We start from the raw sequence: 24,039 nt of genomic DNA, 5'->3' as shown, positions 1-24,039 counted from the left end.
TCAACCTCGAATGGTTTTGCGTCCGCGAGAAAATCGTACTTCCAGCACTCGCGTTAACAGAGAAAGAGGGAAAGCGATGACGAAATAGAACAGCCCCACCAGCAGGAAAATATGCATCGGCAAAAAGGATTCGGACGCGATGGCCCGGGCCGCCAGCATCAACTCATCGGTGGCGATCAGGGCGCACAGGGAGCTGTCCTTCAGAATCGACACGTAGGCATTGAGCAACGGCGGCAACATGCCGCGAATGGCTTGCGGAAAGATCACGGCGGTGAAGGCTTGCAATGGCGTCAGGCCGGTGGCGATGGCCGCCTCACGCTGGCCTCGATGCAAGGAGTCCAGTCCACCGCGCAGGATTTCCGCGACGTAGGCCGAGCCCTGCAAGCCCAGACCGATGGCGCCGGCCCAGTAACCCGATAGCGTCAGCCCGAGGCTGGGCAAGGTGAAATACAGTGCCAGCAGCAACGCCAGGAGCGGCACCGCACGCATCCCCTGGATGAAGAACACCGCCAGACGCTTGAGCAGTACGCTGGGACTTTTCATCGCCCAGGCCAGTAACGCGCCCAACAGCGCCGCCAGGGCGAAGCCTGTCAGGGACAGCTCGGCGCTGACCCGTGCGCCGAGTAGCAGGCGCGCGATCCAGTCGCTCCAGTATTCCGGGTATTGCTGGAAAAAACTGATCATCGCGCCGCCCCCAGATGACGTTCAAGTCGGATGAAGCCCACGCCAATTGGCAGGATCATCGCCGCATAGATGCACATCACCGCCAGATAAATCAGCGAGGTCTGGAACGTGGATGTCACCAGATTGCGTGCCAGGAACATGATTTCCGGCACGGCAATGGCCGAGGCGATGGACGTGTCCTTGATCAGTTGCGTGACGTAGTTGGCATAGGCCGGCAACGCAACGCGCAGGGCCTGGGGCAAGAGGATGTAACGCAGAATTTGCATACGGTGCAGGCCGATGGCCTGCCCGGCTTCATGCTGGCCGACGTGCAGCGATTGCAGGCCAACTCGGAAAGTATCGGCCAGCACGGCGCTGCCTACCAGGCTCAAACCGACGATGGCCGCCAGCCACGCGGGCAGATTGATTCCCAGATAGGACAGCCCAAAGTAGATCAGAAACAGATGCGCCAGCGCAGGCACATTGCGCATCCATTCGATGAAACAGGCGATGGCGCCGTGTACCAGTCGCGATCGGCTGAACGTCAGTAAAACCGCCAGCACCAGACCGCCCGCGCTGGCCAGCACCAAGGTGCAGAGGGCGATTTCCAGCGCGTTCATTGCGCCTTTCAACAGCAGGGGCAACAGCCCGAGGAAAGTTTCCAGATTCGCCATCAAGCGCTCTCCACAGCCATGCGCCCAAGAAAACTGCGGGTGCGTTCGTGACAAGGGTTGTCGATCACTTGCGCCGACGGCCCCTGTTCGACAATGCGCCCGCCGTCCATGAAGATCACCCGATCCGCCACATCGCGGGCAAACCTCACTTCGTGGGTGACCATGATCATGCTGCGACCCTCTTGCGCCAGCTCGCGAATCACGGCCAACACTTCGCCGACCAACTCGGGATCCAACGCCGAGGTCGGTTCGTCGAACAGAATCACTTTCGGTTGCTGGGCCAAAGCCCGGGCGATGGCGACCCGCTGCTGCTGACCACCCGATAATTGCTCGGGATAAGACTCGGCCTTGTGCCGCAGATGGACTTTTTCCAACATCGCGTCGGCCAACTCATACGCCTGCTTGCGCGGCATGCCTTGGGCCTTGATGGGACCGAGCGCGACGTTATCGCGCACGTTCAAGTGCGGCCAGAGATAGAACAACTGGAACACCATGGCGATCTCGCGGCGCTGCGCAGCCATCTCCCGGTCACTCATCAGGCGCAAACGCTGACCGTCCTTGACCTGCCCGATCAGCTCGTTCCCCAGCCAGATCTCGCCACTAGTCGGTTTTTCCAGGTAATTGATGCAACGCAGGCAGGTGGACTTTCCAGATCCGCTTGGGCCAATCAGCGACAGGGTCTCACCGGGCTTCAACTCCAGGCTGATGCCCTTGAGCACTTCCAGATCGCCATAGTTCTTGTGTAATTCGTGCACGCGCAGCAAGGCGGCGTCAGACGGGCTCGACATTTTGACTAACCTCTTTTTGTTATAGGCATGGCGATGAGTCGGAGCATCCGCAGGAATCCGCCCCATCGCCGCACACACTTATTTGCAGCCGGGCAGCGTCCAGTCCGCCGGGCGGTCGACGCCCAGGCGCAGGTCCTTGCCTTCGGGCATGAACCAGACATCCTGAGTCAGGCCGTAGCGAGCACCGATCTTGCGCATCTCACAGTTTTTCCAGAGCGTCTGAATCTGTGCGTTGACCGCCGTCACCAGTTCCGGACTGGCCTTGTTGAAGCCGAACACCACCTGACCCAAGCCAGTCAGCAATGGGAAATTCGGATCGTTGTCGACGAAGGCGTTGAAATGCAGGTGCCATTGCTCATTGCGGGAAATGGCGTATTGCATGACGGGTGGGTCGCCGATCACCGCATCGATGCGTCCGGCGAGCAGATCGCGAACGGCCGCGTCGGACGTGTCGTACAGGGCGACTTGCAGGCCATCGATCTTGCGCATCTCAGGGATGAACGAAAAACCGGTGATGGTGCCGACTTTTTTGCCTTGCAGATCCTTGAGGCTGTTCCAGTTGGTCTTGTCTGTCTGAGTGATACCGTTCTTGAAGTAGTGGATCGGGTCGCTCAAGGCCATGATTTTCGAGCGTTGTTCGGTCCAGCCCATCGTGCCTGCCATGACATCCACGCGCTTGGACTGCACCGAGGCAATCGTCCCTGACCACTCCATTAATGCCGGTTTGACCTTAAGGCCCAGTTTTTCGGAAATTTGTTGAAGGATTTCACCGTCATAGCCGACCATCCGACTATCTTGATACCCTGTTCCTGGCATATCACCACTGAAGGCGATGGTCAGGCTTCCCGGCGCTACTGTCTCCAATGCGAACACCGGTGCCGCAGCCAGCACGGACACCAGAAAACCGGCACAAATAGCGGAAAAACGCTGAACTTTGGACGTCTTCATCGGTTGCTCCTCGATCGTTTCTATGGTGGCAGCAGAACGTTTCGCATCGGCCCATCGTAGTGGGAGCGGCGGTATAACTTGTTGGATGCTTTGCACGAATGATTGAATATTTGCGACATTCTGGCGGCACAGAGCCTGTGCCCCCCCAGGAAAGCCTCGTGGACGGGCTCGATCATGGGCAGGCGCGTCATCCACCCATGCGCCGCGGCACCGCCGAGTTGTCTATTGGCATCATGTTGTGGCCACGCTTCCCCTTGCTGTCGCTGTCAGGGCTGACCGATGCGTTGCGGCATGCCGCCGATACGGGTGATCAAAGCCGCCCCATCCGCTGCCAATGGAAAGTACTCGGCACGCCCGGGCAAAGAGTCATTTCCAGTAGCGGACTGGACGTACCGATCGACAGTGAACTCGCTGACCCGGAGCGTTTCGACTACATCGTGGTGATTGGTGGATTGCTCGATTCCATCGAGGCGGTGCCGAAAACCTATCCCGCGTTCCTCCACCAGGCCGCGGCCGCACAGGTGCCGTTGATCGGCCTGTGCACCGGCAGCTTCGTGCTCGCGCAACATGGCCTGATGGAGGGGCGAACGGCGTGTGTCCACGCCTACCATGGCGACGACTGGAAGCACCGCTTTCCCACGTTGCGCTTTGTCATCAACAGGGACTTTCTGATCGACGGGGACCGGATTACCTGCGCGGGCGGTGTTTCAGTCATCGAGTTGGCGCTTCATCTGATCGGCCTGCATTGCGGGCCGGATCGTGCGGGCAAAGTTGTGCATCAGATGACGGTGGCAAAGAACACGTCCAACAGTTTCGTCGACCGACGCAAGGCGCTCGGATACGCCAGTTCATCCAATCGTCGATTGCACGAAGCCGTGATGTTGATGGAAAAACACATGGCCCCCCCCCTGGATATCGAGGCCATTGCGCATCTGCTCGGCACCAGTAAACGGCAATTGGAGCGCCTGTTTGTCGCTGAAACCAACAACAGCCCAGCCCAGTTCTACCGCCAGGTCCGACTCCGGTTCGGCAGATGGCTGCTGGTGAGTTCCGATCGCCAGATCGGCGAGATCGCCTTTGAATGTGGCTTCGCGGATGCGCCGCATTTTATTCGGCACTTTCAGAGCATGTTCGGCATGTCGCCAGGGAAATTACGCAAGGCCCTGATGCAACAAGATGGGAAATAACGCGGCAAGTAACCGACACCGACGTAGACCTCGCCTTGGCGACCCAGGAATAAAAAGACCACGGTGGCAGTGAACAGCGTGAACGTCGCCAGCAGTTGCAACAAGGTGCTGAACCCGGCGGTATAGGCCGAGCGCCGTATCGTCAGCGGGATTTGGCTGGTGTCGATGCTCGACGGTCACAGCGAAGATCAGGGCAGTTCTGGGCATTGTGGCCGTCCAGTCGCCATCTTTCACCGAAAATCCGCGTATCAATCAGCGTGTTGAAATGAGGCTGCCCGGCCAGTTCGCCAATAAAATGGCGAAACGATCACCTCGACCGTTTATGCTCAATATTTGAGCTAATTTATTACAATTTATTGACACTATCAGTCCGACGTCATCACAATTGCGCGCCATCACCGAGGCATAAGAGAGTCTGGCAATGGTGATCGGCGGAGAATGCGATGTTTCGTCCTCTTCCAGCCGCTCGATACTGTTTTGAAAGCTCGCGTCCTGAACATCATGGGGGCTGCTTGGCAGTGCAACATCCTATTCATGCTGACAAAGTCTGACACTGAGCCCGGCTCGGAGAGCTTGTGCTAGTCGTCAGAAACGTGACGCATTTGAAAAACTGTAACGCCAGGGAAGGTGCTGATCGCGCCGCATCCGATTTAAAGGAAAAGGGAGTTTCATTTGAGTCAGGTCACCTTAGACATCCGCCATCTGCGCGATGAGCAGATATTGTTACGTGACGGCGGGCTCTATTGGGTGGCAGTGGATCAGGCGAGCGACTCTGCCGCGCTGGCGGTCCAGTGCCTGGCAGCGATGCCGGCCCATGCGCAAGGGATGTTAGTGTGCTGCGGACATTCAAGTCAGGACCTGGCCCAGGAACTGGCGGCAGATACCGGTCCTGGTCAGCTGAAGCTGTTTGACATCAACAAAGACGACATTGGCCTGACCCTCAAATCGCTGGTCGGCGAGCTGACCCGTGCCGCTCCGGTTGCCGGCACTACCATTGTGTTGATGCTGCCGGGGAGCGCATGGCAGGACGACGTCGCACCGCAGCTGCGGCATTGCTGTCTGTCCCTGAGGCAATGGCTGGGCGCACGCCAATGCTCCCTGTTGGTGATCAGCCATGGCCAGACACCTCAACTGCATGACGGTTTGTTGCGGCTCAACGATACGCTCTCCGGGCTCGCTCAGCTCTATCGCCGTGATGGTGGTATTCGCTATCAATTGCACTACTGGCGCAGCGAACTGGGCGTGTGCAGCGGGCAGGAGTTCGAGCTCGAGTTGCTGGTGGACGGTTTTGCGCTGTCGGTCAATGAGCAGGCCAATGTGCAAGTGCCTCATACCGACGACCAGCGGATCTACCTGACCCAGCGTTCTGTGCTTGAAGGCTCGCCGCCGTTGTCGGATCAGTGGAGGCTGTTCGAGAGTCGCGAGGACTTGCTCCAGCAAGCCAGTCACGCGCGTGCTGCCAGTATCATCGTGGCCATCGACAGCAACCTGCACGTCGAAGCGTTGGCTCGTCAGATTCACGCCCTGCGCGAGCGCTGCGGTATCGCACTGAAGATCATCATCCGCGAGATGGAGCCCTGCCTGCGTTATCGGGACGAGCGTTTGCTGGTGTCCTGCGGTGCCAACATCACCGTGCCCTATGGGACGACGCTGGCGCACTTCTTCAGCATCATCGACAGAGCCCAGGGCCAGACCTGGCGCCAGAGCCGCACCACCAACTTCCAGTCTCTGTTCGAACGTCTGCGGCCGCCCCCCGAGCGCGGTCTGTTAACGCCCCAGGAATTCATCGGCATGGTGGAGCGCGTCTATAACGGCGCCTCTGGAGAAATCAGCCACCAACTGCTCAAGCTGATGCCGCGCGGTGGCCTGGAAATCGAGCAGTACTTTAGTCAAATCGGCTTGCGTCGTTTTGGTGACGTCGCCTGCGTGGTCAACGGTGCCTTTTATCTGTTCCTGTTTGGCTGTCGCGCGGACGGACTGGAACCGGCATTGGGGAATATCTGTCGGCTCGCCTGGCGCGATCTTTTCAGCAGTTTCCAGATTCTCCAAAGCGTTGAAGCGTTGCCGCGCGAGGACTTCCTCGCGGCGCCCTTGCTGCCTCCCACGTTCGCTCTGGCAGAAGAACGCACGGCCAGTAGCGCCGCCGAAGCTGCCGGCCGTGTTGCCTATTCGCCTCGACGCACCACACTGCCCATTACGGACCCTTGTTCATGAGTTATTCCCAGCTGATCCAGGTGATTGGCCTCAGCAGCCTGCTGACCCTGGCACTGATCGTGGTACTGATCAGGTTCGGTCGCCATTTTCTATCTGTCGTGCAGGGTCTCTTGCCCCCGCGTTACCTGAAGTCCCGTGGTGTGCGTCGTCGTGCCCCAGCCCAGAGCGAGCCCAATGAGCCAGTTTGAAGTCATTAACCCGGCGTCAGTGCGCGTCTGGCCGGGCCTGGGCCCCTGGAATCTGTATTTCATCCTCAAGTTCGTATTGCTGTGGGCGGGTTACCTGAACTTGCAGGTATTGCCCAACCTGGTATTCGCGGCGGCGTTGCTGCTGCCGTTGCCGCATCGTTATCTGCGTATCCTGCGCACAGTCATCGCGATCCCCGTGGGTGTTGCGTTGTTTTACCAGGACACCTGGCTGCCGCCCTTCAGCCGCCTGCTGAGCCAACCAGGCGTGCTGGATTTCAGCGGTGCATACATCGTCGAACTGATGGGTCGCTTCATTGACTGGAACCTGTGCGCGCTGCTGGCGCTGTTGGTGGTGGTCTACGCCTTCGTCCGGCACTGGCTGCGCCTGACCACTCTGAGTGTGCTGGGTTTAGCCTGGCTGGCCAGCGCGAATGTGCTAGCCCTGAGCCCCAGCAACGAGCCGGTCGCGGCGGCGGCCAGTGGCGCTCCCATTGCAGCGGTGAGCACGGCCCCCCCGGACAGCGCGACACTGGAAGCCTACCTGCAGAAGTTCTATAGCACCGAGGCTGGACGGCAGGTGGAGTTCAAACCTGCGACCTCTGCAGCGCAGCCTTTCGACCTGTTGCTGATCAATATCTGCTCCATGGCCTGGGATGACCTGGAAACCGTGGGGCTGCGCGATAACACGCTGTTCCAGCAGATGGACGTTATTTTCGACAACTTCAACTCGGCCACTTCCTACAGCGGCCCGGCGGCGATCCGCCTGTTGCGCGCCAGTTGTGGACAGGTTCCGCACAAGCAGCTCTATGGCACCGCCCCGGAGCAGTGCAGGTTGATGGACGACCTGAGCAAGCTGGGCTTTTCCAGCGAAGTCATGCTCAACCACACGGGGCAGTTCGAAGGCTTCCTTGACGAAGTCCGCGCCCAAGGGTCATTGCCGAGTCCCGCGATCAGTACCAGCAAATTACCGCGTGCCTTGGTGGGTTTCGACGGTTCACCGATCCTGCGCGATGCCCAGGTACTGGACGCCTGGTGGAAGCACCGCGAAGCAGAAAAGAACGATCGCGTGGCGCTGTTCTACAACACCACCACACTGCATGACGGCAACCGTGTGCTGACCGCTGATGGCGGCACCAGCAGCAGCGATTACAAACAGCTGGCCCAAGGGCTGATCGATGACCTCAATGGCTTCATCAAACAACTGGAACTCAGTGGCCGTCGGGTAGTGGTGGTGATTGTGCCGGAGCATGGTGCGGCGCTGCATGGCGACCGTATGCAGATCGCCGGCATGCGCGAGATCCCGAGCCAGGCCATTACCCTCGTGCCGGTCGGCATCAAGTTGGTGGGCATGGGGCATAACCCCGGTTCTGCCCCCCTGCACATCACCGATCCGAGCAGTTTCCTGGCCCTGTCGGAAATCATCAGCCGCTTGTATAGCGCCCAGCCCCAGGGGGATGGCCAGGGTCTCAACTGGTCGGCCCTGCTGAGCAATCTGCCGCAGACAGCGGCGGTCTCCGAAAACGCTGGCACGGTGGTCGTTGACTACGCCGGGAAACCTTACATACGAATCAAGGAGAAAGCAGAATGGCTGCCTTACCCACAGCGCTTCAAGTGAAAGCCAGGGTGCAGTCGCGTGCGGATCGTGCCGATGACATCGCCCGCCTGAAACTGACGCTTGAGCTGCCCGAACTGGACTACGTGGACACCTCGGCACAGATCGAGTTGCAAAAGGCCCTGCATCGCTGGCCGCTGCTGGCAGAGATGGAACGCCAGCAGCCGACGGCCCTGCCGATGATACGTGAGTGCGGACTGGAGATGCTGTCGTGACCGCACTGAGCCTGCGTGGTCTGCGCGGCGGCGTCGGCACCAGCTCGCTGCTGGCGGCCACAGGCTATGCATTGCATAGCCTGGGCGAGCGCGTGCTGCTGGTCGACATGTGCCCGGAAAACCTGCTTCGCCTGCACTTCAGTGTCAGCTTCGGCGAGCGCGGTGGCTGGGCGCGCGCCATGATCGAAGGTAAGGGCTGGAACACCCAGGCCTGGACCGTGGAACCGGGATTGAGTGTGTTGCCTTACGGCCGCCTGAAACGGGAAGAGCAGGACCACATCGAGCAGCGCCTGCTAAACGAGCCGAATCTATGGCGCCGCCGACAGGCCACCCTTGCCGAACACTTTGACTGGATCCTGTTCGATGTGCCCTTGCGACTGCCCGGTCATGCTTGTGTCGGACCCTGTGCGTTGCGCCTGCAGATTGTCGAGGCGGATGCTGCCTGTCACGTGCTGTTGCAGCAGGAGGAAGACCCCCGCGAGCATCTGCTGATCAACCGCTTCGACCCGGTCAGCCAATTGCAGCGCGACCTGCTGCTGATCTGGCGCAAACAATATGGTGCCCGCCTGCTGCCTCTCAACGTGCATCAGGATGAAGCGATGCGCGAAGCCCAGGCGTTCAAGATGCCGGTGGGGGCTTATGCCCAGGCCAGTCTGGTTGCCCAGGATGTGCTGAGCCTGGCCACCTGGTGCCTGACCCAACGCATGGGGACGGCATGATCGCTCGCATTTTCCCTTACGCTCACCTGCGTCGGCGCTATGACCGTACTCCGCCAGTTGCGTTGCTGCTGGCGACAATGAACGCCCTGGCATGGCTGTTGTTGCGTCTGGAGTCACCGAGCTGGCGCGCAGTGCTCAATCAGCCAAAGCGCTGGTATCCACAACTGAGCAACAAGGCTCCGAGCCTGGGCGATCCGTTGCGCTATGCGGTACAAAGCCTCTGGCTACTGCTGGTTCGCCCGGCCAGGCCGCGGGTGTGGACGCTGTCGACCCCTGCCTGGCTCAAACGCGTCGGAGCGCTGTACCTGCGGCAGTGGACGCGGATTGGCAAGGTGCTGGAAGCGTTGCCCCAGCGCGCCGAGTCCAGCCAGCACATTCGTCAGAGCAGCCATTGGTGGAAAGGCCTGGACCGTCACAGCCAACGATTGATCAACGCGGCCATCGGTGTCGTCGCCTTCGTTTTTACGTTGCTGTGCATCACCGAGCCCTTCGGCTACGTCTCCCAGTTGGTATTCGTCTTGCTGCTGTGGGGCTTGGCCCTGCTGGTGCGGCGGGTTCCGGGCCGCTTTGCGACGTTGTTGATGGTAGTACTGTCGACCATCGTCTCGTGCCGTTACCTGTGGTGGCGCTACACCTCGACCCTGAACTGGAACCAGCCCCTGGACCTGATATGCGGGATGATCCTGCTGGTGGCCGAAACTTATTCCTGGGTAGTGCTCATCCTGGGGTACATCCAGACGTGCTGGCCCTTGGGCCGAAAACCGGCGCCGCTGCCGCGCGACACGCGCCTGTGGCCGAGCGTCGACCTGTTGATCCCGACCTACAACGAAGACCTGTCGATCGTGCGAGGTACGGTGTACGCGGCCATGGGCATCGACTGGCCGGCCGACAAGCTGAACATCTACATTCTCGATGACGGCAAACGCGAGAGTTTCCGCCAGTTCGCCGCCGAAGTGGGGGTGGGCTACATCACTCGCAGCGACAATCGTCATGCCAAGGCCGGTAACCTCAACCACGCGCTGAAGCAACTGAACGGCGAACTGGTCGCCATTTTCGACTGTGACCACATACCTGTGCGCTCTTTCCTGCAGATGACCACCGGGGGCTTTTTGCGTGATCCGAAACTCGCGCTGGTGCAGACCCCGCACCATTTCCTGTCACCGGACCCCTTCGAGCGAAACCTCAATGTATTCCGCGAGCACCCCAACGAGGGCGAGTTGTTCTACGGGTTGATTCAGGACGGCAACGACATGTGGAACGCGGCGTTTTTCTGCGGCTCGTGCGCGGTGCTGCGGCGCTCCGCGCTGGATGCGATTGGCGGCTTTGCCGTCGAGACGGTGACCGAAGACGCCCACACGGCGCTACGCCTGCACCGCAACGGCTGGAACTCGGCCTATATCAAATTGCCGCAAGCGGCTGGCCTGGCGACCGAAAGCCTGTCAGCGCATATCGGCCAGCGCATTCGCTGGGCCCGTGGCATGGCGCAGATCTTCCGCACCGACAACCCCTTGCTCGGAAAAGGCCTGACCCTCTTCCAGCGCATCTGTTACGCCAACGCGATGATGCACTTTTTGGCCGGCCTGCCGCGCTTGGTGTTTCTGATGGCGCCGCTGGCGTTCTTGTTCCTGCATGCCTACATCATCTACGCCCCGGCGCTGATGATCCTGCTGTACGTGCTGCCACACATGATCCACGCAAGCCTCACCAACTCGCGGCTGCAGGGCGACTATCGTCGGACTTTCTGGGGGGAGGTGTACGAGACCGTCCTGGCTTGGTACATCGCGCGCCCTACCACCGTGGCACTGTTTAACCCCAGCAAAGGCAAGTTCAATGTCACCGCCAAGGGCGGCCTGATGGAGCAGAACCAGTTTGACTGGAAAATCGCCCAGCCGTACCTGCTACTGGCATTGCTGAACATTACCGGCCTGGGTTTTGCCGTCTGGCGTCTGATCTGCGGCCCCCGCGACGAGATTGTCACCGTTGCGGTGAGTATTCTCTGGGTGATCTACAACCTGCTGATCATCGGGGGCGCCATGGCGGTCGCCGCTGAAGTACGCCAGGTTCGCCAGACCCACCGGGTATACGTCAAGTTGCCCGCTGCAGTGCGCCTTGAGAATGGTCACTGTTATCCAGGCATGTTGCAGGACTATTGCGACGGTGGCGCAGGCATCCAGCTCGACACCCCACAGTCGCTGGCGGTGGGTGGGAGCATCTCGCTGATGATGCAGCGCGGCACCCGTGAATTCGTGTTCCCGGGCTACATCAGCCGCAGCCACAAGCACTTCATCGGTATCAGCTTCACCGGCCTCAATGCACAACAGAATGTCGATTTTGTGCAGTGCACGTTTGCCCGCGCCGACGCGTGGCTCAACTGGGGCGAGAAATTCACCCCGGATCGCCCGCTGCACAGTTTTGTGGACGTTCTCAAACTGGGCGGTACCGGTTACTACCGCCTCTACGAATACCTGCCTGCCTGGATCCGCCGCATCGCCGGCCCGCCGTTGCGAATATCGCGCTGGCTGGCCAGTTTTCTGCCGCGCATGCCGGCAGTTGCCCCAACTCTCAACTCTCGATCAGTGAGCGCACCATGAGCCGCTACTTCAGCAAAACCCTTGTTGCCAGTCTGGCGCTCCTGGCCACCGTTTGTGCCCAGGCCGCCACCGCACTAGCGCCGGCCGCGCCAGCCGCGGTCAGCAACGTACCAAGCTGGAACACCGCGTACAGCTTCGAACAGCTGGGCCGTCCCGCCGACAGCCTATTGCTGGGCATCCACAATAGCGACCAGATCGAGTTCAGCCTGCGTCGTGATCGTATTGCCAGTGACGCGAAACTGCAGCTGGAGTACACGCCATCGCCTTCGCTGCAGCCACAGATCTCGCATTTACGTGTGTATCTCAACGACGTGCTGATGAGCGTTGTACCGATCGAAAAGGACCAATTGGGTAAGAGGGTCAACCAATCGGTAGCCCTGGACCCGCGACTGATTTCGGACTTCAACCGCGTACGCTTGGAGTTCGTCGGCCACTACACCGATGTCTGCGAAGATCCGGCCAACAGCACGCTATGGCTGAACGTTGCGCGCAGCAGCCAGATCCAATTGCAGGAGCAGGCACTCACACTCAAGAACGACCTGGCCTATTTTCCGATGCCTTTCTTCGACACTCGGGGCCAGGACAAGCCGGTCCTGAATGTGGTCTTGGCCGATGCGCCGACCTTGGGCGAGCAGCGTGCAGCCGGGATCCTGGTGTCCTATTTCGGCAGCCTGGCCGCTTGGCGTGGTGCGCAGTTCCCGGTTCTGTTCGACCATCTGCCGCCGGCCGATGAACACCATCGCGCCAAGTCGGCCATTGTCTTTGCCACCAACGATCATCGTCCGTCCTTTCTGGCTGACACAGACAAGTTCCCGGCCGTGGATGCACCCGTTGTACAGATGATCGACAACCCGCAGGATCCCTACAGTAAAGTGTTGCTGGTATTGGGTCGCAATGAAGATGACCTGGCTGTAGCGGCCCGCGCCCTGGCCTTGGGCGCAGGCGCGTTCCGAGGCTCGAGCGTGACGGTCAACAAGGTCGAGCAGCTCAAGCCTCGGGTGCCTTATGACGCGCCGAACTGGATGCGCACGGACCGCTCGGTACGTTTCGCCGAGTTGATCAAGTACCCCGAGCAGCTTCAGGCCAACGGGCTGCAGCCACGGCCCATCACGGTGGACGTGAATCTGCCGCCTGACCTGTTCGTCTGGCGTAACCAAGGGATTGGGCTGCAAACCAAGTTCCGTTACACGCCACCGTCGGTCAACGACGAATCGCGCTTGAGCATCAGCCTGAACAACCAGTTCATCACCAGCCTGGCGCTGCAAAGCAAGACCGACAGCCGCCTGGAGGAGCTGCGCCTGGCGGTGTTGTCCAACGAGTCGGCTAACCACAGCGACAAGTTGCTGGTGCCAGCGCTGAAGATTGGCGACCGTAACACCCTGCGTTTCGACTTCAACTTCGCCAGCACCTTTGGCAGTGCCCAGCGCGACCGTTGCCAGACTTCGCTGCCGGTGAACAACCAGGCCGTGATTGATGAAGAGTCGACCATCGACCTGTCCGGTTACTATCACTACATCGCCATGCCCGACCTGCGCGCCCTTGCCCGAAGCGGTTTTCCATACAGCCGTATGGCTGACCTGTCGCAAACCCTGGTGATGGTGCCGACCCACAGCAGTGCTGTGCAACTGAGTACGGTGTTCGAGACCATCGCCGGAATCTCTGCGCGCTCAGGCCTGCCAGCGTTTGGCCTGCGGCTGTCGGACAACTGGGACGACGCCAAGGCGGATGTCGATCTGCTGGTGTTCGGCGCCATGGCGCCGGGCGTGGGCGATGGTGCCGATGCCAATCTGGTGCTGAACAAGACGCGTGCCTGGCTACTCAAACCGTCCCACGAACAGAGCGGCAAGTCGACCCGCGCCGGTCAGTTCAGCGATGAACGCGACCTGGGTGCCAACCGCATCGACGTCAGCGCCCAGGCACCGATCGCCGCCATCGTTGGCTTGCAGTCGCCGTATCACCCACAGCGCAGCATCGTGGCCTTGCTGGCGAGCGATGACGCCGATTACCAACTGCTGCGCGACACCCTGGGCGACGTGGGAAAAATGGACGCCGTTGCCGGTTCCGTGGCGCTGATCCGCAGCAGTGGCGTAGACAGCAGTTGGGTGGGCCAGCAGTACTTCGTCGGCCACCTTCCGTGGTGGCTGCTGCTCTGGTACCAATTGTCCGAGCACCCGATCCTGCTAGCGGTCATGGCCACCATCAGTGTGCTGCTGACGGCATTCCTGCTGTGGCGCGCACTCCGTTGGGCTGCCCGTCGTCGCCTGGCTGGTCAGGAGTAGTCGGGTGAAAGCTTTCTTCGCGCTGGCCTTGGCCGCGTTGATCGTAGCGCCTGGCGTTGCCGGTGCTACTGAATGCGCTTGGCCGGCCTGGCAGAATTTTCGTCAGGCGATGCTCAGCTCGGACGGACGGGTCATTGACCACTCCTCGGAGCAGTTGATCTCCACGTCCGAAGGACAGAGCTACGGGCTGTTTTTCGCCCTGCTGGGCAATGACCGCGATAGCTTCGCCAAAGTGCTGCGCTGGACTCAGGACAACCTGGCCGGCGGAGACCTTAACCGGCAGCTTCCGGCATGGCAGTGGGGGCGCGACAACGCTGGCCGCTGGCAGGTACTGGATAGCAATAACGCCACCGATGCCGACTTGTGGATCGCCTATAGCCTGCTGGAAGCCGGGCGCCTGTGGCATCAACCGGATTACCTGGCCTTGGGCCGCAGCCTGCTCTGGCGCAGTGCGGCACAAAGCCTGCGCAAGCTACCAGGCCTGGGCCTGATGCTGTTGCCCGGCGACTCCGGATTCGAAAACGCCGAGGGTTGGCGCCTGAATGCCAGCTATCTGCCGCCGCAATTGCTGGCACGCTTCGCCCTCGAAGCACCGATCTGGGCGGAGCTGGCCAGCAACACCGAGCGTCTGCTGATCGAAAGTTCACCCAAGGGCCTGGTACCCGACTGGCAACTGTGGAAACCCGGGCAGGGTTGGGCCGTGGACAGTCAGAAAGGCAGCGTTGGTAGCTATGACGCCATTCGTGTCTACCTCTGGCTGGGCATGCTGGACAAGGATACCCCCGGGCGCACCCGGTTGATCGAACACTTCAAACCCATGCTGGACCTGACTGCGCGGCGGGGCCACGTTCCGGAAAAAGTCGACACACTCACCGGTCTTGACAATGGCGCCGGCCCGGTTGGTTTCAGTGCTGCATTGCTGCCCTTGCTGGCTGCCAGCCCGGACAGCGTGGCGGCCCTCAAGACCCAACGCCAACGCCTGCAACAACAGCCGCCCTTGGCAGATGCCTATTACAACCAATCGCTGACGCTGTTCGGGCAGGGCTGGGACCAACAACGTTATCGCTTCGATAAGAACGGACGCCTCGTGCCAAACTGGATTGCCGCATGCAAAAAATGATCGGTTTCGGGCTGCTGCTGAGCAGCGTTTATGGGGTCGCCCTGGGCGAGCCTCTCAGCCCGCCCGACCAGCAGCAATGGCTGCTGGAGCAGGTCCGCATTGGTGAGGCGCTGTACCGCGAAGACCTGGTCCATGACTCGCTGGCTCGTCTGGAGCTGATCGCCCCGGACAATGCGCAGGTGAAAGTTGTCGAAGTCCGCCAGGCACTGCTGCAAAAAAATCAACCGGAAGCCGAACGCCTGGTCGCCCAACTGCGCCAACAGGCGCCAGGCACGGCGGCCCTGCGTCAGGCCGAGAGCTTGCTGAAAAGGCACGGTGCCGACGGTCAACGGGCCCTGCAGGAGGCGCGCCTGCTGGCCGTCGCCGGCCGCTTTGAAGACGCAATCAAGGCCTATCGACAGTTGTTCGGCGATGACATGCCGGACTTTGCCACGGCTCTGGAATATCTGAATGTGCGTAGCGGCATCAAGGCCGAGCGCCCTGTCGTGATCGAGCAGTTGCGCGAACTGGACCGGCAGTACCCCGGCAATGCCTCGCTGCGCCAAACCTTGGCCGGCCTGCTGTTTGCCGAAAAGCGTGATCCTGAGGCGCTGGACGTCCTGCATCAATTGGCTGGCGATCCGAACGCCAGCGACAACGCTGCCGAGCGCGAATACAACTATTGGCTCGAACAACCGGTAGGGCCCGAAACCGCGCAGGGCTGGCGAGTGTTTCTGAAGCTCTATCCCAATACCAGCTTGCGCCATGACGCGACTAAACAGTTGCAAGAGCAGGAGCAATACCTGGCTGATCCGGCCTGGCAGGCCGGAGTCAAAGGCAAGGCATTGCTTGAGGCCGGCAACAACGTCGGCGCTGAAGCCAGTTTGCGTCGGGCGATCAAACGTTACCCGCAAGACTCCAGCCTGCTCGGTTCGCTGGGTGTTTCGCTGATGCGCCAGAACAGGCACGAAGCGGCATACCACGCTTTCGTCAAAGCCTCGTCCATCGAGCAAGACACCTTCTGGATGACCAAATGGCAGGATCTCAAGGCTGCCAACTATCAGTGGATGCTGCTGCAAAAGGGTGATGAAGCCCTTGAGCGAAAGGATTATCCCGTTGCAAAAAAATGGTACCGGCAGGCGAACCGAGCCAAGCCAAACGACCCGGCGCCGCTGATCGGCTTGTCCTACGTTGCCCAGGGCGAATCCGATGACATCACCGCAGAAGCCTTGCTGGTGCGTGCGCGCAAGCTCGATCCGAGCAATGCAAGCACGGTGCGTGCGATGGTCCGCCTGTACCAGTCGCAATCACCGGAAAAGGCCGAGCACTACCTCGACAGCCTGACGCCCAAGGAACAGCAAGAGTTCCAAAGCGTGCGTCGGGAACTGACGCTGGATCGCCTCAATGCGCAGGCCGATGGCGCTACCCGGCGCAGCGATTGGGCACAGGTGACGGTAGCCTTGAGCAAGGCTCGCGTGCTGGACCCGGACAATCCCTGGTTGGTGTACCGCTTGGCCAATGCCCAACGCGAACTTGGTCTCAATGCCGAGGCCGATCAAAGCTTCCACGGGCTGTTACAACGTCGGGGCCAGAACGCCGACGCGCGCTATGCCCACGGCCTGTTTCTGGCCAATGCCGAGCGTGACGGCGATGCCATGGGCACTCTGCAACAGATCCCCCGTGCCGCCTGGAGCGACAACATGAACGCGCTGTGGGCTCGTCTGCAGCGTCGCCAGTTGCTCGCGAAGGCTCGAGCGCTACGCGACGGCGGTCATGAGGCCCAGGCCGAAGCGCTGCTGATGCGCGCGCCGACCACTGACGACTACCTGACCCTGGCCGACTGGGCGCAGCAGCGTGGCGACCTGGTACAGGCCGAAAGCCGCTATCGCAAGGTGCTGACCAGCGTGCCGAAAAATGCCGAGGCCCAACTCGGCCTGAGCGAAGTGCTGATCGCCAGCGGTCAACCGAACGCCGCCAAGGTCAGTCTTATGGCCGTGTCGGCGCCGGTACCGACGGATGTGTCGTTTCAGCGCCGGCTGGCCAATGCCTGGGCGTCGCTGGGCGACAAGACGCGTGCGAACGCGCTGTTCGCGCAGTTGCTCAAGACCCCGCAAAGTGATCCGTTGGTCTATCGGGATGCGGCGCGTCTGCTGTCCCGAGAAGAGCCGCAGCGGGCCCTGGATGACTATGCGCGCAGCATGGGCGCGGCAAGGATGATCGAACCGCCACAGGCCGAACCGCGCGACAACCGCGCCATGACCTTGGCCAGCCGTGCCAGCGACAGCGATGACTGGTTGAAGCGCAGCATCCGCAGCGACGTCGACGAGCTGTACCAAAAGCAGAATCCGACGGTGAACCTGTACCACGACCTCGCCTGGCGCACCGACAACAGTTCCTCGGGGGTCTCGGACCTGACCACCCAAACCACCATCCTGCGCATCGACGCGCCGGTGGCGCAAGGGCAGGGCTTTGTCCAGGCTGAAGACATCAATCTGGATGTCAGCAATTTTTCCAGCAGCGACCGGTTCGGCTTGTGCGCGGTGGTGGTGAATGGCTGTACCAGCGCTTCGCAGAGCGTGCGCGGCACCCAGCTGGGCATGGGCTGGCACGATGATCGATGGGCCTTCGACCTTGGCCACACGCCACAAGAATTCACCGTGTCGAACTGGGTGGGCGGTGTCACCTACAGCGGCGACTGGAGCAGCCTGGACTATCGCCTAACGGCATCGCGACGCCCCCTGACCAACTCACTGGTGTCGTATGCCGGTGCGGTCGATCCGGTCACCGGAACCCAGTGGGGCGGCGTCACCGCCAACGGCTTCACCTTGGGCCTGAGCCATGACCGAGGCGCCAAGGATGGCGTGTGGGCAAGCCTGAGCAGTCATTGGTTAGTGGGGCAGAACGTTGAGAACAACCAACGGCGCACAGCCATGGGCGGTTACTACTATCGCCTGGTGGAACGTGCCGACGAACGTCTGCGCACTGGCCTGACCCTGATGTACATGGGCTTCGACAAGGACTTGAGCGAAGACACACTCGGCCAGGGCGGCTACTACAGCCCACAGCAGTACTACTCGGTCAGCGTGCCGGTGAACTACGCCTGGCGTAACGCTGACTGGTCGGCCCTGCTCGAAAGCTCAGTGGGTTGGTCGTTCGCGAAAATCGACGGCTCTGATTTCTACCCCAAAGACAATCGCGAAGCTGATCTGCAGAGCCTGCTGGCGCAATCGAACAAGACGCTGGTGGACAACCCGTCCCTGACCAAGAGTGGCAGTAGCAGCAACGGCTACAATTTACGTGTCCAGGGCCTCGTGGAGCGTCGCCTTTCCGATAACCTGGTCCTGGGCGCCGGCATCACCTGGCAGCACAGCGAAGGCTACGCCCCAAGCCGGGCCTTGCTTTACTTGCGCTACACATTTGACCCTTGGCAAGGCAACCTGCCGCTACCGGTGGAGCCGATCTCGCCTTATGCGGATATGCGCTAGAGCGCCACAGCAGCGGCGCCGGGCTGTACACGCAACCCTGTCAGCAAGGCACCGCAGCGCGCATCACGCTGAGCAGCCCCAGGCGTGCTGCGTGATTGACGGCGCTTGTCACCGCCTTGAGCGACGCCAACAAGCTACTGCCGTCGCGCGCGGCGCCGAATAGCAGCCGGTTATTCACGCGAATCTCGACATAGGCCAGTGCTTCGGCCTGAGCCCCATCGCGAGCAGCGTGCTCATGATAATCGGCGATATCGAAGTGAACGCCACGCTGGGCAAATGCATCGACCAGCGCCGCCAGCGGACCGTTGCCCTCACCGCTGAGGTCGAACTGGGTGCCACCCATGTCGAGCACGCCCTCCAGGTAAGTCACGGCGCCTTCGCTGACCAATTTAGGCTGCAACAACGTGTAGGGCTTGCCCTCCTCCAGATAATGCCGGGTAAAGCACGCAAGGATCATCTCGCTACTGATCTCCTGGCCCGATCCATCCGCCTCTTGCTGGACCAGGGTGCTGAACTCCATCTGCAACCGGCGCGGCATCACGACCCCATGCTGTTCCAGCAGATAGGCCACGCCGCCTTTGCCGGATTGGCTATTGACGCGAATGACCGCCTCATAACTGCGCCCCATATCCGCCGGATCAATAGGCAGATAAGGCACTTCCCAGAAGCCATCGGGATTGGCCTGGCGCACTGCAAAGCCTTTCTTGATCGCGTCCTGATGCGACCCTGAAAAGGCCGTGAACACCAGCTCGCCCGCATAAGGATGGCGAGGATGCGTGGGCAACTGATTACAGTATTCCACCTCGCGCTGGACGTGGAGGATGTCCGAGAAATCCAGCTGCGGATCGATACCGCTGGTGTAGAGATTCATGGCCAGGGTGAGGATATCGACATTGCCGGTTCGCTCACCGTTACCAAACAGCGTGCCCTCGACCCGTTCGGCACCGGCCAGGCAGGCCTGCTCGGCGGTGGAAACCCCGGTGCCCCGGTCATTGTGCGGATGGACGCTGATGATCACGCTGTCACGACGGCTGAAATGCCGGCAAAACCATTCGATCTGATCGGCGAAGACATTGGCCGTGGAGACTTCGACGGTCGTCGGCAGGTTCAGGATCATCTTGTTGGAAGGCGTTGGTGCGAAGACGTCCGTCACCGCCTCGCAGACTTGCAATGCGAAATCCAACTCGGTGAAACAAAAAGTCTCGGGGGAATACTGGAAGGTCCACTGCGTCTCGGAATTGTCGTCCATGTGCTGTTTGATTTCGCGAGTGGCCTGTGTGGCAATCTCGATGCACCCGGCGCGGTCAACACCGAATACCACGTCTCGAAACACCGGTGCGGTCGCGTTGTACACATGCACGATAGCGCGGGGAACGCCCTTCAATGCCTCAAACGTGCGCTCGATGAGATGGCTGCGGGCTTGCGTCATGACCTGAATCGTCACGTCATCGGGAATCGCACCGGTTTCGATAAGTTCGCGCACGTAATCAAAATCGGTCTGCGAAGCGGCTGGAAAGCCTACTTCGATTTCCTTGAAACCGACCTTGACCAACAGGTCGAAGAAACGACGCTTGCGTTCGGCATTCATCGGCTCGATCAAGGCCTGATTGCCATCGCGCATATCGACGCTGCACCAGCTAGGCGCAACGGACTGGACCCGGCCGGGCCATGTGCGGTCCGGCAGATCCACGGTGGTGAAATGTCGATATTTGCTGGAAGGATCCTTCAGCATCATGGCGTTTATCCTTTTTGATACGTCCATAGGTGGGCAGGCTCGGCATCTGACGCCACCGAACATTGGATCCAATCATAAATGAACATAACTTGAGGCAAATTGCGTAGTCACATCAACAGAATGAGAAAACAACAATAAATAACCAATAAGATTTAATACTGCGGTTACTTATGCTCAATCTATAAATTTTTGAACAATTTCATCCCCGGCAGGATCCAGCCCACCGCTAATGCGACGAAACATAAACAGACGGCTCAGCAGGCGCCGGCAACGCATAAGTCGCCTTCATCCATTCAATCTCCGCCTGAGGTGTTCGCCCGAACATCCGCTTGAACTCGCGGCTGAATTGCGAGGCGCTTTCGTAGCCGACGTTGAACGCCGCCGTCGAGGCGCTCATGGTGCTGCGCAGCATCAGTAATCGCGCCTGGTGCAGGCGTGTCGATTTCAAGTACTGCATGGGCGTGGAGTCCGTCACGCTGCGAAAGTGCAGGTGAAAGTTGGGGATGCTCATGTTGGCTTCGTGGGCGAGCGTTTCGACGTCCAGGTGCTCGTGGTAGCAGCTGTGGATCTTGCGGATCGCCCGGGTGATCTTGCCGAAGTGCCCCTGGCGACTGAGCGCGGCGCGCATCGAGCCGCCCTGCTCGCCGGTCAGGATCCGGTAGTAGATTTCCCGTACCAGTGACGGCCCGAGTATTTGCGCTTCGCCCGGGCGACTCATGGCTTCCAGCAAACGCAGCGTCGAGCTGCGCAGCAAATCGTCCATGGGCGAGGCGTACATACCTTTGGGTTGGGCATCGCTGGGGCCGAGGGTCTCGTCCACTTGCAGCATCAACTCGCTGGCCAGTTGTAAGTCGAGGCGCATGTAGACCGCCAGCATGGGCTCAGCTTCGGTGGCGTCGGTCTCCATGGTGAACGGAACCGGGACAGACACCACCAGGTAGTGCTGGGCGTCATACACGTAGACGTCCTCACCCAGATAACCGCGCTTGCGCCCCTGGCACAGGATCACGATACCGGGCTCATACAACACCGGCGTGCGCGTCAGCGGCCGGTTCGAACGCAGAAAACGGATGTCCTCCAACGCGCTGAGGTTGTAGCCCTCGACCGGCGCAAGCTGTTCCATCAAATGCACCATGCGCGAGGTGTTTGAGGCCTGAGTCATTGATGCCCCTTTGCTGGCCGCTCAACCGTCGGTCGAACGGGTCAGCGCTTCCCATTGATCGATCTCACTGGCCGCACGACTGAGTTTGTCGCGCACCAGGTTCAGTGCATCGCTGCCCAACAACACATGCGCAGGAGGCGTCGGGCTGGCAATGATCTGCAACATCGCTTGCGCCGCTTTCCGAGGATCGCCCAGTTGCTTGCCGCTTTTTTCCACGCGCGCTTTACGTATCGGATCGAAACTGGCGTCGTAGTCGGCAATGCTCCGCGCCGTACGCTGCATCGAACGCCCCGCCCAGTCGGTGCGAAACGAACCAGGCGCCACCGCGGTCACGAAGATGTTGAACGGTAGCAGCTCCTTGCTCAGCGTATCGGAGAAGCCTTCGAGGGCAAACTTGCTCGCGCAGTAATAGGAAATGCCCGGCATGGTAATCGTGCCGCCCATGGAAGTGATATTGAGGATATGACCGGCACGGCGCTGGCGAAAATACGGCACGAAGGCCTTGGTCACCGCCACCGCGCCAAACACGTTGACGTCGAACTGGCGACGCATCTCCTCCAGCGGCGATTCTTCGAAGATGCCTTCATGGCCGTAGCCGGCATTGTTGACCAGGACATCGACCGGGCCGTAAGTGGTTTCTATCTCCGCCACCGCGCTATCGATTCGGTCGAACTCGGTGACATCCAGGATCACGCCATGGGCACGCTCCGTGGAAAGTGCTTCGAAGGCCTGCAACGCCGCCTCACTGCGCACAGTGCCGATGACACGGTGGCCTGCTGCGAGCGCCTCTTGCGCCAGGGCGATGCCCAAGCCACTGCTCACGCCAGTGATGAAGAGGTTTTTTCTGTTGTGCATGGTGAACTCCAATGGATAAACAGGAGGCCATGGTAACGATCGAAAAATGACCCACCTATGCCGGTTTGCCTTGGGGCATTGCCTATTCCTATCAGCGCGTCAGATGCCCGGACCTGTCACGTGGGCTGGCAACCCGGCCAAGCGGTCCCAACCGTTTGCATCGATCCCGACGCAGTTGGGCAACCACAGTGTTTGCAGCGGAAGCTGCTCCAATACAGGCACCACGGCCGACGTGATCCGCGATTCCCCTGGATCAGCCCCGAGTGTCAGGTCCCGCAGCGGCATGCCGGCAAGATGGGCCACCCCGGCGTCAGTCAGCCAAGGGCTGTCATACAAACCCAGGCGCTGCAGGGGCAGGTCTCGCAAACAAACCAGGTCGGCATCGCGCAGGTTCAGGCCGCTTATTTCAAGTTGCTCCAACGGTAGTCCCAACTCGGTGAGCTTGCGCAAAACCTTACCGTCGACACCCTGGCAAAAGCTCAGGTTGAGCCGCTTCAGCGGCAGGCCGACCAGTTGTTTCAGCTCCTTCCAAGTGATGTCGTTCAAGGACAGCTCCAGGGACTCCAACGCCAACCCGCGCAGATCACTCAACGTACTGGCGCAGACGCCCTGCACATCGGAGAGTCCCAATCGCTTGAGCGGAAAGCCGTGCAGTACATCGAGCCGCTCGATCACTTGGCGTAGGCACTTGAGGTCCAGCTCCGCGAGCGGCATTCCCTCCAGCACTTCAAGATCGTCTTCGCAGATGAACGCAGAGTGCAGCGAGAGACTTTCCAGGGGCAGGCCCCGAATCGCCTGCAACACGCTCTCGCTTGCATAACAGTCATCCAGACTCAACGAGCGCAATCCCGTCAGGTCGCGAAGCCAGGACGGATCATCCAGGATCGCGCCGCTGCCACTGAGGGACAACTGTTCAAGGGGATGACTTGCCAAGTGCGCCATGCCACGGGACGTCAGCTCGCCCACGCGTTGCAAGGTCAGGGAGCGCAGCTTGAGGCGAGACAGTGCACGAAGGCCGTCGTCGGTCATCTCATCGCAACGGTTCAACGACAGTTCCTGCAACGGGCTGTCGCTCAGTTGACGGAGGAAACTGTCATCGAAGTCCTCGCCGTAGGTTTGCAACTTCAGCCGACGCAAGCGTGCGGGCGACGGGAGGCAATTGGCGTTATCGTCGCGGGAAAAATTACTGACCTCCAAGGTTTCGAGAGCATTGGCGGGCAAACGTTGCCACATCTGCGGGCCGCAGATGAACCTCGGGCTGTTGAGCACCAGCGTGCGCAAGGGCAGCCCGGCCAAGGCGTCACACCACTGCGGCTCAGCGTTGTTCAACTCCAGACGGTCGACCGGCAGGCCACGCAGTTGCGACAGCCATGGACCGGGGCGATTTGTATGGGCTGTGGTGTTCAGTTGAGCCATGACCACGTTAGCCGCCGGATCGCCCAGGCCCGCCGCGACGCGCAAACCTTCCAGTGACGCCTCCCCGGTATCGAGCAGATCGCGATAGAGCGAAGCGCGTGTGGTGGTGTCATCGGGGTTGGCGGCGAGTTGGGTGATCAGAGCGTTGCGGTTGGGGGTTGGCACGGTTTACTAATCCAAATTGAGCGAGCGCTGGGTGTGCTGCGAAA

General features: G+C 60.5%; 18 protein-coding genes and 1 pseudogene. 11 read left to right on the top strand and 8 right to left on the bottom strand.

All coding sequences use genetic code 11. The features are described 5' to 3' along the window. The 4 genes from B0E42_RS13990 to B0E42_RS13975 all read right to left on the bottom strand — a co-directional run bounded on the left by B0E42_RS13990 (nt 1) and on the right by B0E42_RS13975 (nt 3,073). Nucleotides 1-684, bottom strand: coding sequence for an amino acid ABC transporter permease (locus B0E42_RS13990; protein ID WP_077506674.1), 684 nt, complete (start codon nt 682-684; stop codon nt 1-3). Next, nucleotides 681-1,337, bottom strand: coding sequence for an amino acid ABC transporter permease (locus B0E42_RS13985; RefSeq protein WP_053178122.1), 657 nt, complete (start codon nt 1,335-1,337; stop codon nt 681-683). Before B0E42_RS13985 ends, B0E42_RS13990 begins: the two co-directional genes overlap by 4 nt. Further along, nucleotides 1,337-2,125, bottom strand: a complete 789-nt coding sequence (locus B0E42_RS13980) for an amino acid ABC transporter ATP-binding protein (protein ID WP_077506673.1) — start codon at nt 2,123-2,125, stop codon at nt 1,337-1,339. Before B0E42_RS13980 ends, B0E42_RS13985 begins: the two co-directional genes overlap by 1 nt. Nucleotides 2,126-2,203: 78 nt before the next feature. Beyond that, nucleotides 2,204-3,073 (bottom strand): ABC transporter substrate-binding protein, encoded by an 870-nt coding sequence (locus tag B0E42_RS13975; protein ID WP_077506672.1) that lies wholly within the window; start codon nt 3,071-3,073, stop codon nt 2,204-2,206. Nucleotides 3,074-3,231: 158 nt separating this feature from the next. Here B0E42_RS13975 and B0E42_RS13970 point away from each other — a divergent pair, with 158 nt between their 5' ends. From B0E42_RS13970 to bcsC, 11 genes and pseudogenes are all read left to right on the top strand, one after another. Further along, nucleotides 3,232-4,260, top strand: coding sequence for a GlxA family transcriptional regulator (locus tag B0E42_RS13970; RefSeq protein ID WP_256578307.1), 1,029 nt, complete (start codon nt 3,232-3,234; stop codon nt 4,258-4,260). 156 nt (nt 4,261-4,416) lie between these two features. Further along, nucleotides 4,417-4,529, top strand: a pseudogene (locus B0E42_RS31760) (LysR family transcriptional regulator); the annotation flags it as partial. A gap of 403 nt (nt 4,530-4,932) precedes the next feature. Continuing rightward, nucleotides 4,933-6,474, top strand: a complete 1,542-nt coding sequence (locus B0E42_RS13965; RefSeq protein ID WP_077506670.1) for a BcsE family c-di-GMP-binding protein — start codon at nt 4,933-4,935, stop codon at nt 6,472-6,474. Continuing rightward, nucleotides 6,471-6,662, top strand: coding sequence for a cellulose biosynthesis protein BcsF (bcsF, locus tag B0E42_RS13960; protein ID WP_018612952.1), 192 nt, complete (start codon nt 6,471-6,473; stop codon nt 6,660-6,662). Before B0E42_RS13965 ends, bcsF begins: the two co-directional genes overlap by 4 nt. Beyond that, on the top strand, nt 6,649-8,277 hold the full coding sequence (gene bcsG, locus B0E42_RS13955; RefSeq protein ID WP_077506669.1) for a cellulose biosynthesis protein BcsG: 1,629 nt from the start codon (nt 6,649-6,651) through the stop codon (nt 8,275-8,277). Before bcsF ends, bcsG begins: the two co-directional genes overlap by 14 nt. Next, a complete protein-coding gene (bcsR, locus tag B0E42_RS13950; RefSeq protein ID WP_053178112.1) occupies nt 8,247-8,489 on the top strand; it encodes a cellulose biosynthesis protein BcsR in 243 nt (80 codons plus the stop codon). The genes bcsG and bcsR overlap by 31 nt, the downstream gene beginning before the upstream one ends. Continuing rightward, nucleotides 8,486-9,208, top strand: coding sequence for a cellulose biosynthesis protein BcsQ (bcsQ, locus tag B0E42_RS13945; protein ID WP_018612957.1), 723 nt, complete (start codon nt 8,486-8,488; stop codon nt 9,206-9,208). Before bcsR ends, bcsQ begins: the two co-directional genes overlap by 4 nt. After that, nucleotides 9,205-11,799, top strand: a complete 2,595-nt coding sequence (gene bcsA, locus B0E42_RS13940; RefSeq protein ID WP_018612959.1) for a UDP-forming cellulose synthase catalytic subunit — start codon at nt 9,205-9,207, stop codon at nt 11,797-11,799. The genes bcsQ and bcsA overlap by 4 nt, the downstream gene beginning before the upstream one ends. After that, the gene (gene bcsB, locus B0E42_RS13935; RefSeq protein ID WP_077506668.1) at nt 11,796-14,078 is read left to right on the top strand and encodes a cellulose biosynthesis cyclic di-GMP-binding regulatory protein BcsB; all 2,283 of its coding nucleotides are present in this window, start codon (nt 11,796-11,798) and stop codon (nt 14,076-14,078) included. Before bcsA ends, bcsB begins: the two co-directional genes overlap by 4 nt. A gap of 4 nt (nt 14,079-14,082) precedes the next feature. Then, on the top strand, nt 14,083-15,198 hold the full coding sequence (bcsZ, locus tag B0E42_RS13930) for a cellulose synthase complex periplasmic endoglucanase BcsZ (protein WP_077506667.1): 1,116 nt from the start codon (nt 14,083-14,085) through the stop codon (nt 15,196-15,198). Continuing rightward, entirely contained in the window at nt 15,186-18,662 is a 3,477-nt protein-coding gene (gene bcsC / locus B0E42_RS13925; protein WP_077506666.1) for a cellulose synthase complex outer membrane protein BcsC, read from the top strand. The genes bcsZ and bcsC overlap by 13 nt, the downstream gene beginning before the upstream one ends. Nucleotides 18,663-18,702: 40 nt before the next feature. Here the strand turns inward: bcsC and leuA are convergent, their stop codons facing one another. The 4 genes from leuA to B0E42_RS13905 all read right to left on the bottom strand — a co-directional run bounded on the left by leuA (nt 18,703) and on the right by B0E42_RS13905 (nt 23,995). Next, nucleotides 18,703-20,397 (bottom strand): 2-isopropylmalate synthase, encoded by a 1,695-nt coding sequence (gene leuA / locus B0E42_RS13920; protein WP_077506665.1) that lies wholly within the window; start codon nt 20,395-20,397, stop codon nt 18,703-18,705. Nucleotides 20,398-20,623: 226 nt separating this feature from the next. Beyond that, on the bottom strand, nt 20,624-21,559 hold the full coding sequence (locus tag B0E42_RS13915) for an AraC family transcriptional regulator (RefSeq protein ID WP_077506664.1): 936 nt from the start codon (nt 21,557-21,559) through the stop codon (nt 20,624-20,626). A 21-nt stretch (nt 21,560-21,580) separates the two neighbouring features. Next, on the bottom strand, nt 21,581-22,414 hold the full coding sequence (locus B0E42_RS13910) for an oxidoreductase (protein WP_077506663.1): 834 nt from the start codon (nt 22,412-22,414) through the stop codon (nt 21,581-21,583). 99 nt (nt 22,415-22,513) lie between these two features. Beyond that, complete coding sequence (locus B0E42_RS13905; protein ID WP_077506662.1) at nt 22,514-23,995, bottom strand: hypothetical protein; 1,482 nt, start codon at nt 23,993-23,995, stop codon at nt 22,514-22,516. Nucleotides 23,996-24,039: the final 44 nt, after the last annotated feature.

This window comes from Pseudomonas sp. A25(2017) (assembly GCF_002001065.1).
Lineage (GTDB): Bacteria > Pseudomonadota > Gammaproteobacteria > Pseudomonadales > Pseudomonadaceae > Aquipseudomonas > Aquipseudomonas kilonensis.
The sequence above is the reverse complement of the archived record's forward strand: the minus strand, read 5'-3'. Positions and strand labels throughout refer to the sequence as shown.